The organism is Thiomicrospira sp. (genome assembly GCF_014859555.1).
Lineage (GTDB): Bacteria > Pseudomonadota > Gammaproteobacteria > Thiomicrospirales > Thiomicrospiraceae > Thiomicrospira.
Genome location: NZ_JACUTY010000001.1, coordinates 33904 through 49426 on the forward strand (window position 1 = coordinate 33904; position 15523 = coordinate 49426).

Below are 15523 nucleotides of genomic sequence, written 5' to 3' on the forward strand. Positions count from 1 at the left end.
AATGTCAGTAGAAAATACTAAAGCCCGCACACTATCTGGGGTTGTCTCCAGTAATGGAATGGATTGTTCTATTGTTGTGCTGACTGAAAGATATATAAAGCATCCAAAATATAAAAAGTATGTCAAAAAATCTACAAAAATTATGGCGCATGATGCTGATAATATTTGTAATGTTGGTGACAGAGTTACAATTATGGAATGCCGTCCATTATCAAAACGCAAATCTTGGACTTTAGTCAAGGTTGAAGAGAAAGCTAAAATCTAAAGATTGATCTTAGATTAGTTTTTCTACCGCTGGAATGACCAAGCCATTTGGAACTAGTCATTCAGCGGTTTTTGTGTTAAGATTATTTTTTTCGCGGTTTTATAGCAAATGGAGTACCGCTATGATTCAAATGCAAACAATACTTGAGGTCGCTGATAACAGTGGTGCAAAGCGTGTGCAGTGCATCAAGGTTTTGGGTGGCTCAAAGCGCCGCTACGCAAGTGTTGGTGACATTATTAAAGTGTCTGTGAAAGAAGCAGCGCCTCGTGGTAAGGTCAAGAAAGGTGATGTTTATGATGCCGTAGTTGTAAGAACAGCTAAGGGTGTAAGACGTCAAGATGGTTCTCTGATCAAATTCGATGACAACGCAGCTGTGATTCTTAATAATAAAAAAGAACCAATCGGAACACGTATCTTTGGACCAGTAACTAGGGAACTTCGTACTGAAAAGTTCATGAAAATAGTTTCTTTGGCTCCTGAAGTCTTATAAGGAGATTAGTTGTGAATCGTTTAAAAAAAGGTGATGAAGTTGTCATCACTGCAGGCAAAGATAAGGGTAAAAAAGGTACGGTTTCTAAATTGATCGATGACAGCCGCGTGCTCGTTGACGGTGTTAATTTGGTAAAGAAACATACTAAATCAAACCCTATGACGGGTGCCCAAGGCGGGATTGTTGCTAAAGAGATGCCTATTCATGTTTCAAATGTGGCACTTTTTAACCCAGAAACCCAAAAGGCTGATCGTATCGGTTACCGTATCGAAAATGATATTAAGGTACGTTACTTCAAGTCTACAGATAAAGCAGTTGATGCTTAAATTAGGTTAGAGAGATGGCAAGATTAAAACAAGTTTATAAAGATCAGGTTGTGAATAAGCTGGTTGAACAGTTTGGATACAAATCTGTTATGCAGGCGCCAAAAGTAACAAAAATTACTATTAACATGGGCGTTGGTGCTGCGTTGGCGGATAAAAAAGTTTTAGATAATGCTTTGGCGGACATGCAGTTGATCGCTGGTCAAAAGCCTGTCAAGACTTTAGCTCGTAAATCGGTGGCTGGTTTTAAAGTTCGTCAAGGATGGCCTATCGGTTGTAAAGTTACTTTACGTGGCGAAAAGATGTATGAGTTCTTGGATCGTTTAATTAATATTGCTTTACCACGTGTAAGAGATTTCCGTGGGGTAAATCCAAAAGCATTTGACGGTCGTGGAAACTATACGCTAGGTGTTAAAGAGCAGATTATCTTCCCAGAAATAGAGTTTGAAAAGGTTGATATGATGCGAGGTATGGATATTAATATCGCAACCAATGCAGGCACCGATGCAGAAGCTAAGGCTTTATTGGAAGCCTTTAATTTTCCGTTTAAGAAATAGAGAGGTTTCTCATGGCTAAAACTTCAATGAGAGAACGTGAAACCAAGCGAGAGCAAATGGTTGCAAAGTATGCTGAAAAGCGTGCGTTACTCAAAAAAACATCTGTAGATATGTCGCTTTCATATGATGAACGTATGGAAGCTATGGATAAGCTAGCGAAGCTTCCAAGAAATGCATCGCCAGTAAGACAACAGCGTCGTTGCAAAATTACCGGTAGACCACATGGTGTTTATAGAAAATTTGGTTTGTCGCGTAATATGCTACGTTTATATGCAATGCAGGGCGATGTTCCTGGTTTAAGAAAAGCAAGTTGGTAGGATTAAATTATGAGTATGTCTGATCCAATCGCCGATATGCTAACGCGTATTCGTAACGGCCAACTAGCAGGTCATGCAAAAGTTTCTATGCCTTCTTCAAAGGTGAAAGCTTCTTTGGCAAAACTGCTAGTAGATGAAGGTTATGTTTCTTCATTTGACGTTAAAGATACTGACGGAAAGTCTATTTTATCGGTCGATTTGAAATATTATCAAGGGAAGCCTGTCATTGAAATGCTTAAACGTGTGAGCCGTCCAGGTTTACGTGTTTATAAAAACAAAGATGAACTACCAAAAGTTATTGGTGGCTTAGGTGTGGCTGTAGTTTCAACCTCAAAAGGCATTATGTCTGATCGCGATGCACGTATGCAAGGTGTTGGCGGTGAGATTATTTGCTATGTAGCTTAGGAGAGTATGTATGTCTAGAGTAGCAAAATCTCCGATCACCCTGCCAAAAGGTGTGGAACTGAATGTTAAAGGTTCAGAAGTTACTGTTAAAGGTTCGAATGGTTCACTAAGTTTTTCATTAAACTCATCAGTCAATATTGATCAGGCTGACGGTGTTGTTAGTTTTACACCAAAGTCTGGTGTAGTTGATGGGTGGGCACAAGCTGGTACGGCTCGATCTGTAATTAATAATATGGTTATTGGTGTAAGCCAGGGCTTTGAGAAAAAATTACAGCTAGTTGGTGTAGGTTATAGAGCTCAAGTGCAAGGTAATGTTATTAATTTAACACTTGGCTTTTCTCACCCTGTAGCTCACCAGCTACCAGCTGGTGTAACGGCTGAGACACCTAGCCAAACTGAAATTGTGATTAAAGGGGCTGATAAACAAGCCGTTGGTCAAGTTGCAGCTGAAGTTCGCGGTTATCGTCCGCCTGAGCCTTATAAAGGCAAAGGTATTAAGTATGCAGATGAAAGAATTCTGCGAAAAGAAGCTAAGAAGAAATAAGGTTGGGAGTAGATATGGATAGCAAACAAGCTAGACTCCGTAGAGCCAAAAAGACACGTGCAAAAATTAGTGAATTAAATATGCCTCGTTTGTGTGTTAACCGCACACCTAAGCATATTTATGTACAGCTGATTTCTGCAGACGGATCGACAGTACTTGCTACTAGTTCAACGGTTCAGGCGGATGTAAAAAGTAAAGTAAAGTTCAGTGGTAATAAAGAAGCTGCGGAGCTAGTTGGTAAAGTAATTGCTGAAAAAGCAAAAACAGCTGGTGTAACTAAAGTTGCTTTTGATCGTTCAGGTTTTAAATACCATGGACGCGTTCAGGTGCTGGCTGATGCCGCACGTGCGAACGGACTAGAGTTTTAAGATAAGGGTATTATATGTCTTCACAAGAATTACAAGATGGTCAGGACGGATACATTGAAAAATTGGTTTCTGTTCGCCGAGTTGCAAAAGTTGTAAAGGGTGGACGTGTATTTTCTTTCTCAGCACTTACTGTAGTAGGTGATGGTGATGGTCGCATTGGTTTTGGTAGTGGTAAAGCCAGTGAAGTTCCTATTGCGATTAAAAAAGCAATGGAACAGGCTCGTCGTAACATGAGAGATGTACACTTAAAGTCAGGTACATTAGAGTACCCTATTAGTTTTGAACAAGGTGCAGCAAAGATTGTAATGCTCCCTGCTTCAGAAGGTACTGGTGTAATTGCAGGTGGTTCAATGCGTGCTGTTCTAGAAGCAGCAGGCGTTAAAAATGTATTGGCAAAATGTATTGGTACAACAACACCAGTTAATGTCGTGCGTGCTACCGTTAATGCATTAACATCAATGCATACACCTGATTTTATTGCTGCTAAACGCGGTAAAAACTTAAAAGATATTACGGGTGAATAATATGGCGGATAAGAAACTTGTTAAGGTTACCCTTGTCAAAAGTACAATCGGACGTTTACCTGCACATAAAGCTTGTGTAGCTGGACTAGGTTTACGTAGAATGCACCATACGGTTTCCGTTATTGATAGCCCCGAAAATCGTGGAATGATCAATAAAGTGTCGTATCTGCTTAAAGTAGAGGAAGCGTAAAATGTTTTTAAATACATTAACGCCTGCAGAGGGCTCAAACAAAGAAAGAAGACGCGTAGGTCGTGGACAAGGTTCAGGCTTAGGGAAAATGGGCGGACGTGGTCATAAAGGTCAAAAGTCTCGTTCTGGTGGTTTTCATAAGGTTGGTTTTGAAGGCGGTCAGATGCCAATCCAGCGTAGATTGCCAAAAGTTGGCTTTACTTCTTTGAAAGCAAAATATTCGACAGAGATTCGCTTGGATGCTTTGAATAATATTGAGGCAGCTACTATTGATTTAGCTTCATTAAAAGCTAGTAATTTAGTAAGTGAAAAAATAAAAAATGTTAAGGTTATTAACTCTGGCGAGTTAACTAAATCTGTAAAACTTTCTGGTATAAAAGTAACCGCTGGTGCAAAAGCCGCGATTCTTTCTGCCGGTGGAAGTGTTGAAGAGTAAGTATGAATAATCCTTCTTTAAGTCAATCAGGTAGCGCTAGTAAAGGTTGGGGTGACTTAAAGTCACGTTTATTGTTTGTGCTTGGTGCATTAATTGTTTTCCGTCTTGGAACGCATGTGCCAGTACCATCAATTGACCCTATAGCATTAGCGGCAATGTTTGAGCAACAAAGAGGCACCATTTTGGACATGTTTAATATGTTCTCGGGTGGTGCTTTAGAGCGTCTCTCAATACTTGCGCTGGGTATAATGCCTTATATTTCAGCTGCAATTATTATGCAACTCTTGACGGTTGTTTCTCCTACATTGGAACAGTTAAAAAAAGAAGGTGAGCAAGGTCGTCGCAAAATAACTCAGTACACAAGAATGGGTACCGTTGTTTTGGCTACGTTCCAAGCAATTGGTGTTTCTATTGCTTTGCAGGCTCAGAATATCAATGGAATGCCGGTTGTTGTTAATCCAGGTCATATGTTTATGCTTACGACCGTTGTTACACTTGTTAGTGGGACAATATTTCTAATGTGGCTTGGTGAGCAAATTACTGAGCGTGGCATTGGTAATGGTATATCTTTGATTATCTTTGCAGGTATTGTAGCTGGTCTACCATCTGCATTAGGTGGTACGTTGGAACAAGTTCATACAGGTGCCTTACATGCTTTGACAGTAGTTGTATTGTTGTTACTTGTAGCGGCCGTTACAGCTTTTGTGGTGTTTGTGGAACGTGGACAACGAAGAATACCAGTGCATTATGCACAACGTATGCGTGGACGTAAGTTGTATGGTGGGCAGGAAGGGCATCTACCCTTGAAGCTCAATATGGCTGGTGTAATCCCACCTATTTTTGCATCAAGTATCATCTTATTCCCCGCCAGTTTGGGTGGTTGGTTTGGTGCTTCAGAAAACTTAGGTTGGCTTAAAGATTTAGCAACAACACTTGCACCTGGGCAGCCCTTGTATGTGTTTTTCTATGCATTGGCCATTATCTTCTTTTGCTTTTTCTATACAGCGATTGTATTTAATCCAAAAGAAACAGCTGATAATTTAAGAAAATCTGGTGCATTTTTACCCGGCATTCGTCCAGGTCCACAAACAGCTCGTTATATTGACACTATTATGGGTCGATTGACTTTAGCGGGTGCTGTTTACATTACAGCCGTATGTTTGCTGCCAGAGTTCTTAATACTATATTGGAATGTACCTTTCTACTTTGGCGGTACATCGCTGCTGATTATTGTAATTGTTGTTATGGATTTTATGACGCAAATACAGGCTCAGCTTATGTCTGGTCAGTATGAAAGTATGATGAAAAAAGCAAATTTGAAAGGTAAATAGAAAGTCAACTATTTATCTAGTATTTCAACGAGAAAACGAGTATAATCACTCGTTTTTCTAGACGGATTTTAGGGGAGCGTCAAAATGGCTCGTATTGCCGGCGTAAATTTACCGCTTAACAAGCATATTGTTATCGGCTTAAGATCGATCTATGGTGTAGGACAAACAACTGCTCAGAACCTTTGTGTTTCTGCAGATCTTGATCCTGCAACAAAAGTTCGTGAGTTGACTGAAGCACAGTTGGAAAAGCTACGTGATGAAGTAGCTAAATACAAAATTGAAGGTGACTTAAGACGTGATGTTTCTATGAACATTAAACGTCTAATGGATATGGGTTGCTACCGTGGCATTCGTCACCGTCGTAGCTTGCCATTACGTGGTCAGCGCACTAAAACAAATGCGCGCACCCGTAAAGGTCCAAAGAAACCTATTAAGAGATAAACCGCATAACCTGCGAGAATAATTATGGCAAAAGCAAATACGCGTGTTAAAAAGAAAGTCAAGCAAGTAATAAACGATGCCGTTGCGCACGTTCATGCTTCTTTCAATAATACAATTGTGACGATTACTGATCGTCAAGGTAATGCATTGTGCTGGGCTACAGCTGGTGGCAGTGGTTTCCGTGGGTCTCGTAAAAGTACTCCTTTTGCGGCTCAGGTTGCTGCAGAGCGTGCTGGCCAAATGGCTCATGAGTACGGTGTAAAGAATATGGACGTTATGGTGAAAGGACCTGGTCCAGGTCGTGACTCAGCTGTTCGTGGTTTGCACAGTGCAGGCTTCAAGATTACATCGATTTCTGATGTAACTCCGATTCCTCACAATGGATGCCGTCCATCTAAAAAACGTCGTGTTTAAGGATATAAGTTCATGGCAAGATATATTGGTCCAAAATGTAAGCTCGCGCGTCGTGAAGGCACTGACTTATTTTTAAAGAGTGGTGCTAGAAGCATTGAGTCAAAGTGTAAAATTGATCAAGTTCCTGGTCAACATGGCGCTCGTCGTACACGTGTTACTGAATACGGTACTCAGTTGCGAGAAAAGCAAAAAGTTAGACGTATTTATGGCGTATTAGAAAAGAAATTCCGACTTTATTATAAAGAAGCGGATCGTCGTAAAGGTTCTACAGGTGTTAACTTGTTACAAATCCTAGAAAGTCGTTTAGACAATGTTGTCTATCGTATGGGGTTTGCGAGTACACGTGCTGAAGCTCGTCAACTTGTTTCGCATAAATCGATTCAAGTAAATGGTGGTACGGTTAACATTCCATCATTTGAAGTTTCAGCTGGTGATGTAGTCAGTGTTCGTGAAAAAGCACGTAATCAAACTCGTATCGCATCAGCATTAGAGTTGGCCTCCAAAATGAGTTCGATTTCATGGGTTGAAGTAGATCCTAAAGCTTTCCAAGGAACATTTAAATCTGTTCCAGATCGTAGTGATCTTCCGGCTGAAATTTCGGAAAACTTGATTGTTGAGCTTTACTCTAAGTAGTCTATAAACGGAGATAACACCTGATGCAAGAGATGTTAGAACAGTTGTTGACCCCACGTCTTGTTGACATCAAGAGATTGAGTCCTACCCATAGTCGTGTGACTTTAGAACCGCTTGAACGTGGTTTTGGTCATACACTTGGTAATGCTCTAAGACGTATTCTTTTATCATCTATGCCTGGTGCTGCGATTGTAGAAGCTCAGATAGATGGAGTACTACATGAGTACTCAACTATTGAAGGTGTAAGAGAGGATGTTTTAGAAATCCTACTTAACCTTAAAGAAGTGTCGATCAAGTTGAACGCAAAAAATAGCGCTCAGTTAGTTCTGAAAAAATTTGGACCTGCTGTTGTAAGAGCGAAAGATATTTCTGTTGATCATGATGTGGAAATCTGTAATCCAGACCACATCATAGCTCACATCAGTGAGGGTGCAGAGCTATCGATGACCTTGAATGTAGAGAAGGGTATTGGCTATCGTGCTGCGGTTCAAGCTGATCCTTCAAACTCAACACAGGTTGGTGCTTTACGATTAGATGCGAGTTTTAGTCCGGTTCATACCGTAAGTTATGAAGTTGAAAATGCTCGTGTTGAACAGCGTACTGACCTTGATAAATTGATACTTGATGTTGTTACTAACGGCACATTGGATCCTGAGGATGCAATTAAGCAAGCCGCGACAGTATTGCATTATCAGTTAAATGCGTTTGTTGATTTGAAGCATCAAGAAATTTCAGCACCACAAGAAGAAGAAAATGAGTTTGATCCTATTTTCTTACAACCAGTAGATGATCTTGAGTTAACAGTTCGTTCTGCGAATTGTCTAAAAGCAGAACAGATCTATTATATTGGTGATTTGGTTCAACGTAGTGAAGGTCACTTGTTGAAAACGCCAAATCTGGGTAAGAAATCTTTGCAAGAGATTAAAGATGTCTTAGCGCAAAGAGGATTGAGTTTAGGTACTAAATTAGAAAACTGGCCGCCATCTAGCTTGGTGAGTAAAGAGTCAGCGTAAGTAAAAGGAAGCTATTATGCGTCATCGTAAGAGTGGTCGTAAACTAAATCGCAATAGCTCGCACCGTAAAGCCATGTTTAAAAACATGTCAGCTTCATTGATTGAGCATGAAGTGATCAAAACAACGGTTGCTAAAGCTAAAGAATTGCGTTCTATCGCAGAGCCATTGATCACCTTAGCTAAGGAAGATAGTGTTCATAACCGTCGTTTAGCTTTTTCACGTCTTCGTGATAAAGCGGCGGTTGGCAAGCTATTTACTGACCTAGGTGTTCGTTACCAGTCTCGTCCAGGTGGTTATATCCGCATTCTTAAGTGTGGATACCGCCCTGGTGACAATGCGCCGATGGCGATTGTTGAACTGGTTGATCGTCCAGTGGCAAAAGTTCAAGCTCCTACTGAAGCATCAGAAGAAGCTTAACTCTAAAAGACCGACTTAATGTCGGTCTTTTTATTCATAGTTATGTTAATTGATACTCACGCTCACCTGCCCCAACTCAATTTTTCTGCCGACGAAATTCATCACCCCGTAATTTCTGTTTCTACTGATTTTCAATCTTGCCAATCAAATCACACGTTTACTATAAACGCGCCAAATCTGATTTTTACAGCTTGTGGTTTACATCCCTGGTTTGTCAAGGATACGTCATTGGATGAGCTTAATTTAATATTTGGTTATATCCAGTCAAAAAATGCTCGAATTATGGGAGAGATGGGTTTAGATTTTTCAGACGCATATAAACATACTAGATCACAGCAAATCGAAGTTTTAGAAGCTCAATTAAGTTTTGCTTATGATAATGACTTATCAGTTTCACTTCATTTAGTTAAAGCTTATGATGCACTCTTCGATTTATTAGTAAGTTACCCAGTGCAAGGTGCAATTCATAGTTTTCCGGGAAGTTTGGAGCAAGCCAATCGGTTTTCTAAGTTGGGTCTAAAAATAGGTGTAAATGGTTTAATCCTAAGAGATAATGCGCCGCGTTATCATAATTTGATTAAAAATATGCCTATTGAGTCTTTGGTTTTGGAAACCGACGCGCCAAATATAGCTTATCCGGATGGTAGGCAAGGTGATCTCAAAATGTTGCCATTAATAGCGACTAGGATCAGCCAAATTAAGAATATCGACTTAAACAATGTATCAGAAATTACAACCAATAATGCAATTGAGAGTTTTAAATTAAATGAATTGTTATGATCTTTTAGCCGATCCGCTTTATGAACGCAGCCGCTTGGTATTTAGTGATGATGAAATGTGCCGAATAAATCAGAGTCATGTTCTGGTTGCGGGTGTCGGCGGGGTTGGTGGTTTTGTGGCGGAAGCCTTAGTTAGAGCTGGGGTAGGTAAGATTACCTTGGTTGATCATGACAAGGTTTCAGTGTCAAATAAAAACCGCCAGATAGTTGCGCTGAATTCCACTATTGGGCGTCTTAAAGTTGATGTTATGGCTGAGCGTTTATTGGATATCAATCCGAATTGTCAGGTTAATAAAATAGCCGAGTTTTTATCGCCTGAAGCCATGCCAGGCCTGGTAGGATCCGGTTTTGATTTTGTGGTGGATGCGATTGATAGTTTAAACTGCAAAGTGGCTTTGGTTGAACAGGCTTATATCCAACAGGTAGCTGTTGTATCGAGTATGGGGGCTGGGCGGCGTATTGACCCATCTAAAATCGCGATTACGGATATAAGCCAAACCCACGGTTGCGGCTTGGCGCGAGTCATGCGTCAACGTTTAAGAAAGTTGGGTATAAAAAAGGGCGTTCCGGTGATATTTTCATCGGAGCTACCCAAAGACCCAGGCCCATTTGAAGCCATTGATGGCGCAAGGGGCCGAGTTGTAAATGGTACGGCCAGCTATATGCCGGGTATTTTCGGTTTAATGCTAGCAGGCCTGGTGGTGCAAAAACTGTCTCAGCCAAATTAGTGTTATCTGGTTTTATTTATGGCTCAAGGATTTTGATTGAGCCGGCTCCAAGTTCTTAACCGCTAGTTCAGCCGAGGTTAAATATTTAATCACCTGCTCACTACATTCATCTAGCTTTATAAACTCGTCTTCAATTAAAGCCATGTCCTGGTTTTCATGCGCAGTTAGGATTCGTTTGATCGTTTTATGCAGCTCAGCATGCCATTTCTCTACCTGTTGCATTTCTGGTAAGTTAGCGTATTTTTGGCCTTCAGTGCTGTAGAACCATTTACCTAACCCGCATTTAGTATGATTGGTGGCGGCTTCAAAATTTAATCCAACATCCATGCCCGCAATATAAGCGGTAATCAGGCCTTTCCATTGCTGATGGGCTCTGCGTGCTTGTGCAAAGGCAAACTGCCCTGTTTGCATGGCTGTTTCAAAGTTAATGGCTTTTAAATCTATCTTAAACATTTTCGACAACTCAATGACTTCAGCCGCATAACGTGCCATTTGTTGGGTTTGTTGTGCGGTTTCTTCAACCAGTGCCGCATTTTGTTGAGTTGCCGTATCAATTGAAGCAATCGCATTATTGACCTGTTCAACCCCTTGAGATTGTTCGGTGGTCGCTTGGTTGATTTCGCCAATAATTTGACTAACTTGTTCGATAGATTGATTTATCACATCAATGGCTTGACCAGATTGATTGGCGAGTTCCGTGCCTTGCTTAACTTTGATTAAGGTATCATCAATCAGGGTTTTAATTTGTTTAGCGGCTTCCGCTGATTTTTGTGCCAAGCTGCGCACTTCTGAGGCGACGACAGCAAAGCCACGGCCATGATCACCGGCTCTGGCGGCTTCAACCGCGGCATTCAAGGCCAGCAAGTTAGTTTGGAAGGCAATGCTGTCAATTAGGTTGGTGATTTCCCCGATTTTACTGCTGGAGTCATTGATTTCATGAATCGCATCAATGGTTTGTTTCACGACCTGATTGGCATTAGAGGCCTCACGGCGTGATTGGTCAGACAGGCCTTGGGCTTGTTGCGCATTCTCGGCTGTTTGGCGGATAGTGGATGTGATTTGCTCCATACTGGCCGCAGTTTCTTCCAGTGAGGCGGCTTGTTGCTGAGTACGCTGGGCTAGGTCCTGAATGCCGACCGAAATGCGATTGGTGCCTTCTGATAAACGCAACACGGAAAAGTTAGATTGAGACATTAAACTGGATACGTTTGCAGTGGCATTGTTCACCCCATCTTTTAGGATGCTTAAGGTGCCATGTAGGGGGAGGTGGATACGTTTGGTTAAGTCGCCAGAACCTTGCGCGACCATCACCTGGGTGGTTTCACCAATTGCTTTTTCAAGCTGATCTAGAGTCTGATTAATGGTGTCTTTTAAGTGTTTTAATTCGCCCTGAGCTTCGGCATGAATACGTTTTTCGAAATAGCCTTCGGACACCTGATCCATTAACTCATTGACTTCAAAAAACACGCCTTTCAAAGTCACCATTGCGGTTTGACCATATTCTACTGCTTGCTGATAATCACCTTGTAACTGTGTGTTGGATTCATAGCTAAAGTTACCATTTCGAATCTCATGCAGCACTTTGGTAATTTCTTCAGTCGTCTGGCGCATCGCCTGAGTGGCCAAATTGGTGCTGGCTTTAAGTAAATCAAAATCGCCTTGCATTGGAATGCTCGTGTTGGCGTTGAGTTTACCGTGGGAAATCGCAGATAACATACGCCCTGTTTCGCCAATTGCCACCTGCATATTTTGCATTTGTTGATTGTAAGTGCGTGCTAACTGGCCAATTTCATCTTGGTTTTTAATGACCGCACGCACACTTAAATCACCCGTGCGCTGTGAGCATTGCATAATTTTTTGCAATGCTCGCAACGGCCGAGAAACCAACATATAATTCATGATCGCAAAGTAGGCGGATAAAATCACCAGCAATAAAATGCTGAACCAGCTTAGTTGGGTGAGTAATTGGTCCGCCACCAGGCCTGGTGCATTGGTTTGATTAAGTTGGTCTAACCCGCTAGCATGCATCCAACTAACGACCCAAACCGCCAAACCCAATAACAGCACATTTCCTAAACTCAGCTTGGTTAATAAGGACCATTTTTTAAATGGATTGAGTTTATCCAGCTTGGCTTGTAAAGGACTAAAAACCTGGCCCTTTTTAATAACCAGTTGGCCATGGTGAATTAAGGGGTAAACTGAGGTGGCGAGTGCAATTTCAGCTTCAGTGGCGGGCATACGTACCGAAATATAACCGGTGATTTGGTCTTGTTGTTTGACGGGCGCTACATTGGCTTTTACCCAATAATGATCGCCATTTTTTGCACGGTTTTTAACAATCTGAGTCCAGCCTTCACCTGATTGCAGGGTTTGCCACATATCTTTAAACACCGCAGGTGGCACATCAGGATGGCGCAACAAGTTGTGTGGCTGTCCAATTAATTCGGATTCGGTATAGCCGCTAATTTCTATAAACTCATCATTGGCTTCAACAATAGTGCCATCGATATCGGTGCGTGAGACTAGACGATAGTTTACAGGAATCAGTTTTTGTTGTTGGGTTACGGGTAGATTTTGTCTCATAAGATTCTCCGATAGCCACTCAGTTAGATTTAGTAAGAAATTATTTTATGCTAATAAATTATGATTCATTGGTATGTTGTTGGTTTATAAGCATAAAACTTGATTTGCATCAGGTTGGGAAGGCTGTCGTTTGTATTTGTATAAATTGTTATACTGTTTCGCCATTTACTAGACAGGTTAGAGAAATTGAAACCCAGCCCAATCAGCCGCTTATTATCACGCAAACTTTATTGGGATATGGAAGAGCAAGTGCTTTGGTTGGACTTGCGTCAAATTTGGCCTGACAAGGGGGTATTGCGCCTGCCGAGCTGGGATCAAATGATGTTGTCGGCCGAACCTATTCCACAGTATGCCCCCGCTTTAGATGTGTTGAGTTGGTCAATCCACAGTGAATTACGTTTTTGGTTACAACAGATTCCAAAGTGGGTGGTGGAAAGTTGTCAGTTATTTCCCAGCCACCAACTGAGTTTGCTGCATTATGCCGGGCGTTATCCACAGATGTTGGAGTTATTGGATCATGCGCCTTTATTGGCGTGGGAATTAATACGTGCGCCTTTGACGGAGGCTGAGCGGGTGGCACTTTTTCAAGCCAAACGAATTGATATGGTCGCAAAGCTGGGCTGGCCGGGAAAAACCGAAACCCTCAAGTTTCTGTGTAACTTGCGATTACGTGTGGTTAATAACGAACTGCTTGAGCAGGTTCAGGTGTGTTTATTAGATGAGCGGCGCTTAAATTCATTACAAATTTTACCACGCATCAACTCGATGGCGTTGTCCTTGGCGGCCCGTTTTCCAGAACTAATTGGCCAACGTTTGCACCAGAGTTTAGCCCGTATGCCTTGTCGACCCATGCAATGCAAATCCATGATTGCCTTATTAGAGGATGTTTATCGACTGGCTGAATTTATTGGAGAAGCGGAGGTTACGCGTAAAATTGGAGACTGTCGCTATTTGGTGGAAGTCGAAACCTTATACCAGGCCTGGTTAACTCAAACGTTAGATCAGCAGGCTGCGTCGATTGAACTGGCGTTATCGACCGAACCACAACAGTTAACTCAGCCCAATCAATGGCAAGCTCTAAGCCGACAACAGAACCAGGCCTGGTGGTTGGATTATCCTCAATCAAATCTGCAATTATGGGCTTGGTTGTTTGAAGGGGAGTTGGTGGGATTGTTACTGGATAACTCAGGTGAACAAGCGAAAGTTCAACGTTTGCGCCAAGCACAAAACCAACTCGCCAGCGCCGCATTACAAGCGCAGGTCGAGTTGTGGTTAGTAAATTTAAATAAAGCTTAGTCGAGTAGTTTTTCCGAACCCATTAAGTCTTGATAAGTTTCACGCGGACGCACCAACCAGGCCTGGTGCTTCTGCACCATCACTTCGGCCGCACGTGGGCGCGTATTGTAGTTCGAACTCATGGTAAAACCATAAGCGCCTGCCGATAAGACCGCCAGCAAATCACCGGCTTTTAAATTAAGTGTGCGATCTTTGCCTAAAAAATCGCCGGTTTCACACACCGGGCCAACTAAGTCCCAACTCGCCTCCAGGCCATCAGTACGCGGATTGAGTGGAATAATTTGTTGATAGGCTTGGTATAAGGCTGGACGAATTAAATCGTTCATTGCTGCATCAATAATTGCAAAATGTTTATGGTCTGACGGCTTTAAGTATTCGACCTCGGTTACTAACACCCCAGCATTGCCCGCAATTGCACGACCCGGTTCGATAATTACTTCAATACTTGGATCATTCAATTCGTTTAATAACGCCTTAATATAATCGGCAATCTCAGGTGGGTTTTCGTCGGTATAACGAATCCCCAGGCCACCGCCTAAATCCAAATGATGAATCTCAATCCCCATATCGGCTAAGCGCTGTTTAAGTTGCAACACCTTCTTTAACGCATCCACAAACGGACGCACTTCGGTTAATTGCGAACCAATATGGCAATCTATGCCGATGACTTTGATATGAGAATAGTCTGAGGCGGTTTGATAAAGCTCCGGTGCGGTGAGAATATCGACACCAAACTTGTTTTCTTTCAAACCAGTCGAAATGTAAGGATGGGTTTTGGCATCGACATCTGGGTTCACCCGAATCGAGATGGGTGCGATTTTATTCACGCGTTGCGCAACCGTTTGAATGCGATCCAACTCCGCATGGGATTCAACATTAAAACAGCGAATGCCGACTTCCAGCGCACGTTCAATTTCGGATTCTTTTTTGGCCACGCCCGAAAACACCACCTTGTCGGCTTGGCCGCCGGCACGTAATACGCGTTCAAGTTCGCCTTGCGAAACAATATCAAAGCCCGAACCCAAATGTGCCAACACCTGTAAAACAGCGACGTTCGAGTTGGTTTTGACCGCATAACATACCAAATGTGGCTGAGTACCAAAGGCTTGGTCAAATGCCTGCCAACGGTTTTCTAGCTCGGTGCGAGAATACACATACAGCGGTGTGCCGTATTGTTTAGCTAAATCGTTTAACGAAACCTGTTCGGCCATTAGCTGATTTTGTTGATAGTGAAAAACGTCAGTCATGGGTAATCCTTATACAGCACGCAGAAACGGGTTCAGGAAGGCTGTTGAGTTGAATGATGTTGGCCGATCACATGGGTGTCGACCTGGCTGGTTTGTGGCAAACTTAATGGGCCTTTTTTGCCGCAACCACTCAACACAAAGGTTGCTGAGAGTAAGCCCGCCACTAACCAAATCGGTTTAAATTGTAAAGACATAAGCCGCTTGCGTTTCATATTCAGTGC

General features: G+C 42.2%; 23 protein-coding genes. 20 read left to right on the plus strand and 3 right to left on the minus strand.

Annotated features, from left to right (window positions below):
* Window position 1 precedes the first annotated feature (1 nt).
* From rpsQ to IBX48_RS00295, 19 genes are all read left to right on the plus strand, one after another.
* Window positions 2-265, plus strand: coding sequence for a 30S ribosomal protein S17 (gene rpsQ / locus IBX48_RS00205; RefSeq protein WP_296829246.1), 264 nt, complete (start codon window positions 2-4; stop codon window positions 263-265).
* A gap of 121 nt (window positions 266-386) precedes the next feature.
* On the plus strand, window positions 387-755 hold the full coding sequence (gene rplN / locus IBX48_RS00210; protein ID WP_296829249.1) for a 50S ribosomal protein L14: 369 nt from the start codon (window positions 387-389) through the stop codon (window positions 753-755).
* Window positions 756-766: 11 nt separating this feature from the next.
* Window positions 767-1081, plus strand: coding sequence for a 50S ribosomal protein L24 (rplX, locus tag IBX48_RS00215; RefSeq protein ID WP_296829252.1), 315 nt, complete (start codon window positions 767-769; stop codon window positions 1079-1081).
* A 14-nt stretch (window positions 1082-1095) separates the two neighbouring features.
* Entirely contained in the window at window positions 1096-1635 is a 540-nt protein-coding gene (gene rplE, locus IBX48_RS00220; RefSeq protein ID WP_296829255.1) for a 50S ribosomal protein L5, read from the plus strand.
* Between the two features lie 11 nt (window positions 1636-1646).
* Entirely contained in the window at window positions 1647-1952 is a 306-nt protein-coding gene (gene rpsN, locus IBX48_RS00225) for a 30S ribosomal protein S14 (RefSeq protein ID WP_029936123.1), read from the plus strand.
* A 9-nt stretch (window positions 1953-1961) separates the two neighbouring features.
* On the plus strand, window positions 1962-2357 hold the full coding sequence (gene rpsH, locus IBX48_RS00230) for a 30S ribosomal protein S8 (protein ID WP_296829259.1): 396 nt from the start codon (window positions 1962-1964) through the stop codon (window positions 2355-2357).
* A 10-nt stretch (window positions 2358-2367) separates the two neighbouring features.
* Window positions 2368-2901 (plus strand): 50S ribosomal protein L6, encoded by a 534-nt coding sequence (gene rplF, locus IBX48_RS00235; protein WP_296829264.1) that lies wholly within the window; start codon window positions 2368-2370, stop codon window positions 2899-2901.
* A gap of 14 nt (window positions 2902-2915) precedes the next feature.
* Window positions 2916-3269: a 50S ribosomal protein L18 gene (rplR, locus tag IBX48_RS00240; protein ID WP_029936118.1), complete on the plus strand. Its 354-nt coding sequence runs from the start codon at window positions 2916-2918 to the stop codon at window positions 3267-3269.
* 14 nt (window positions 3270-3283) lie between these two features.
* The gene (gene rpsE / locus IBX48_RS00245; protein ID WP_296829268.1) at window positions 3284-3793 is read left to right on the plus strand and encodes a 30S ribosomal protein S5; all 510 of its coding nucleotides are present in this window, start codon (window positions 3284-3286) and stop codon (window positions 3791-3793) included.
* A gap of 1 nt (window position 3794) precedes the next feature.
* Complete coding sequence (gene rpmD, locus IBX48_RS00250) at window positions 3795-3983, plus strand: 50S ribosomal protein L30 (RefSeq protein ID WP_296829271.1); 189 nt, start codon at window positions 3795-3797, stop codon at window positions 3981-3983.
* Between the two features lies 1 nt (window position 3984).
* Window positions 3985-4419: a 50S ribosomal protein L15 gene (gene rplO / locus IBX48_RS00255; protein ID WP_296829274.1), complete on the plus strand. Its 435-nt coding sequence runs from the start codon at window positions 3985-3987 to the stop codon at window positions 4417-4419.
* A 2-nt stretch (window positions 4420-4421) separates the two neighbouring features.
* Window positions 4422-5750, plus strand: a complete 1329-nt coding sequence (secY, locus tag IBX48_RS00260; protein ID WP_296829277.1) for a preprotein translocase subunit SecY — start codon at window positions 4422-4424, stop codon at window positions 5748-5750.
* Window positions 5751-5834: 84 nt separating this feature from the next.
* Window positions 5835-6191 carry a 30S ribosomal protein S13 gene (gene rpsM, locus IBX48_RS00265; protein WP_296829281.1) on the plus strand — a complete coding sequence of 119 codons (357 nt, stop codon included), beginning with the start codon at window positions 5835-5837 and terminating at the stop codon, window positions 6189-6191.
* 24 nt (window positions 6192-6215) lie between these two features.
* The gene (rpsK, locus tag IBX48_RS00270; protein ID WP_029936106.1) at window positions 6216-6605 is read left to right on the plus strand and encodes a 30S ribosomal protein S11; all 390 of its coding nucleotides are present in this window, start codon (window positions 6216-6218) and stop codon (window positions 6603-6605) included.
* Between the two features lie 12 nt (window positions 6606-6617).
* Window positions 6618-7238, plus strand: coding sequence for a 30S ribosomal protein S4 (rpsD, locus tag IBX48_RS00275; protein ID WP_296829287.1), 621 nt, complete (start codon window positions 6618-6620; stop codon window positions 7236-7238).
* Between the two features lie 23 nt (window positions 7239-7261).
* Complete coding sequence (rpoA, locus tag IBX48_RS00280; protein ID WP_296829291.1) at window positions 7262-8251, plus strand: DNA-directed RNA polymerase subunit alpha; 990 nt, start codon at window positions 7262-7264, stop codon at window positions 8249-8251.
* 16 nt (window positions 8252-8267) lie between these two features.
* Window positions 8268-8669, plus strand: a complete 402-nt coding sequence (rplQ, locus tag IBX48_RS00285) for a 50S ribosomal protein L17 (protein ID WP_296829294.1) — start codon at window positions 8268-8270, stop codon at window positions 8667-8669.
* 18 nt (window positions 8670-8687) lie between these two features.
* Complete coding sequence (locus tag IBX48_RS00290) at window positions 8688-9449, plus strand: TatD family hydrolase (protein ID WP_296829297.1); 762 nt, start codon at window positions 8688-8690, stop codon at window positions 9447-9449.
* A complete protein-coding gene (locus IBX48_RS00295) occupies window positions 9436-10176 on the plus strand; it encodes a tRNA threonylcarbamoyladenosine dehydratase (RefSeq protein ID WP_296829300.1) in 741 nt (246 codons plus the stop codon). The genes IBX48_RS00290 and IBX48_RS00295 overlap by 14 nt, the downstream gene beginning before the upstream one ends.
* Window positions 10177-10188: 12 nt before the next feature.
* Here IBX48_RS00295 and IBX48_RS00300 read toward each other — a convergent pair whose 3' ends face one another.
* Entirely contained in the window at window positions 10189-12759 is a 2571-nt protein-coding gene (locus IBX48_RS00300; RefSeq protein WP_296829303.1) for a methyl-accepting chemotaxis protein, read from the minus strand.
* 186 nt (window positions 12760-12945) lie between these two features.
* Between IBX48_RS00300 and IBX48_RS00305 the strand changes: the two genes are divergently transcribed.
* Window positions 12946-14055, plus strand: a complete 1110-nt coding sequence (locus tag IBX48_RS00305; RefSeq protein WP_296829306.1) for a hypothetical protein — start codon at window positions 12946-12948, stop codon at window positions 14053-14055.
* Here the strand turns inward: IBX48_RS00305 and lysA are convergent.
* Together lysA and IBX48_RS00315 are read right to left on the minus strand one after the other, a co-directional pair.
* Window positions 14052-15302 carry a diaminopimelate decarboxylase gene (lysA, locus tag IBX48_RS00310; protein ID WP_296829309.1) on the minus strand — a complete coding sequence of 417 codons (1251 nt, stop codon included), beginning with the start codon at window positions 15300-15302 and terminating at the stop codon, window positions 14052-14054. The genes IBX48_RS00305 and lysA overlap by 4 nt on opposite strands.
* Before the next feature lie 32 nt (window positions 15303-15334).
* Window positions 15335-15496, minus strand: coding sequence for a lipoprotein (locus tag IBX48_RS00315; RefSeq protein ID WP_296829311.1), 162 nt, complete (start codon window positions 15494-15496; stop codon window positions 15335-15337).
* Window positions 15497-15523: the final 27 nt, after the last annotated feature.

Excerpts from the sequence above, each read along its gene's own strand:
- rplO (WP_296829274.1), top strand. The coding sequence starts at position 3,985 with ATGTTTTTAAATACATTAACGCCTGCAGAGGGCTCAAACAAAGAAAGA.
- rplF (WP_296829264.1), top strand. The coding sequence starts at position 2,368 with ATGTCTAGAGTAGCAAAATCTCCGATCACCCTGCCAAAAGGTGTGGAA.
- IBX48_RS00290 (WP_296829297.1), top strand. The coding sequence starts at position 8,688 with ATGTCGGTCTTTTTATTCATAGTTATGTTAATTGATACTCACGCTCAC.
- rpsE (WP_296829268.1), top strand. The coding sequence starts at position 3,284 with ATGTCTTCACAAGAATTACAAGATGGTCAGGACGGATACATTGAAAAA.
- rplR (WP_029936118.1), top strand. The coding sequence starts at position 2,916 with ATGGATAGCAAACAAGCTAGACTCCGTAGAGCCAAAAAGACACGTGCA.
- rplQ (WP_296829294.1), top strand. The coding sequence starts at position 8,268 with ATGCGTCATCGTAAGAGTGGTCGTAAACTAAATCGCAATAGCTCGCAC.
- rplN (WP_296829249.1), top strand. The coding sequence starts at position 387 with ATGATTCAAATGCAAACAATACTTGAGGTCGCTGATAACAGTGGTGCA.
- rpsH (WP_296829259.1), top strand. The coding sequence starts at position 1,962 with ATGAGTATGTCTGATCCAATCGCCGATATGCTAACGCGTATTCGTAAC.
- rpsD (WP_296829287.1), top strand. The coding sequence starts at position 6,618 with ATGGCAAGATATATTGGTCCAAAATGTAAGCTCGCGCGTCGTGAAGGC.
- rpoA (WP_296829291.1), top strand. The coding sequence starts at position 7,262 with ATGCAAGAGATGTTAGAACAGTTGTTGACCCCACGTCTTGTTGACATC.
- rplE (WP_296829255.1), top strand. The coding sequence starts at position 1,096 with ATGGCAAGATTAAAACAAGTTTATAAAGATCAGGTTGTGAATAAGCTG.
- IBX48_RS00295 (WP_296829300.1), top strand. The coding sequence starts at position 9,436 with ATGAATTGTTATGATCTTTTAGCCGATCCGCTTTATGAACGCAGCCGC.
- rpmD (WP_296829271.1), top strand. The coding sequence starts at position 3,795 with ATGGCGGATAAGAAACTTGTTAAGGTTACCCTTGTCAAAAGTACAATC.
- rpsQ (WP_296829246.1), top strand. The coding sequence starts at position 2 with ATGTCAGTAGAAAATACTAAAGCCCGCACACTATCTGGGGTTGTCTCC.
- lysA (WP_296829309.1), bottom strand. The coding sequence starts at position 15,302 with ATGACTGACGTTTTTCACTATCAACAAAATCAGCTAATGGCCGAACAG.
- rpsM (WP_296829281.1), top strand. The coding sequence starts at position 5,835 with ATGGCTCGTATTGCCGGCGTAAATTTACCGCTTAACAAGCATATTGTT.
- secY (WP_296829277.1), top strand. The coding sequence starts at position 4,422 with ATGAATAATCCTTCTTTAAGTCAATCAGGTAGCGCTAGTAAAGGTTGG.
- rpsN (WP_029936123.1), top strand. The coding sequence starts at position 1,647 with ATGGCTAAAACTTCAATGAGAGAACGTGAAACCAAGCGAGAGCAAATG.
- IBX48_RS00315 (WP_296829311.1), bottom strand. The coding sequence starts at position 15,496 with ATGTCTTTACAATTTAAACCGATTTGGTTAGTGGCGGGCTTACTCTCA.
- rpsK (WP_029936106.1), top strand. The coding sequence starts at position 6,216 with ATGGCAAAAGCAAATACGCGTGTTAAAAAGAAAGTCAAGCAAGTAATA.
- IBX48_RS00300 (WP_296829303.1), bottom strand. The coding sequence starts at position 12,759 with ATGAGACAAAATCTACCCGTAACCCAACAACAAAAACTGATTCCTGTA.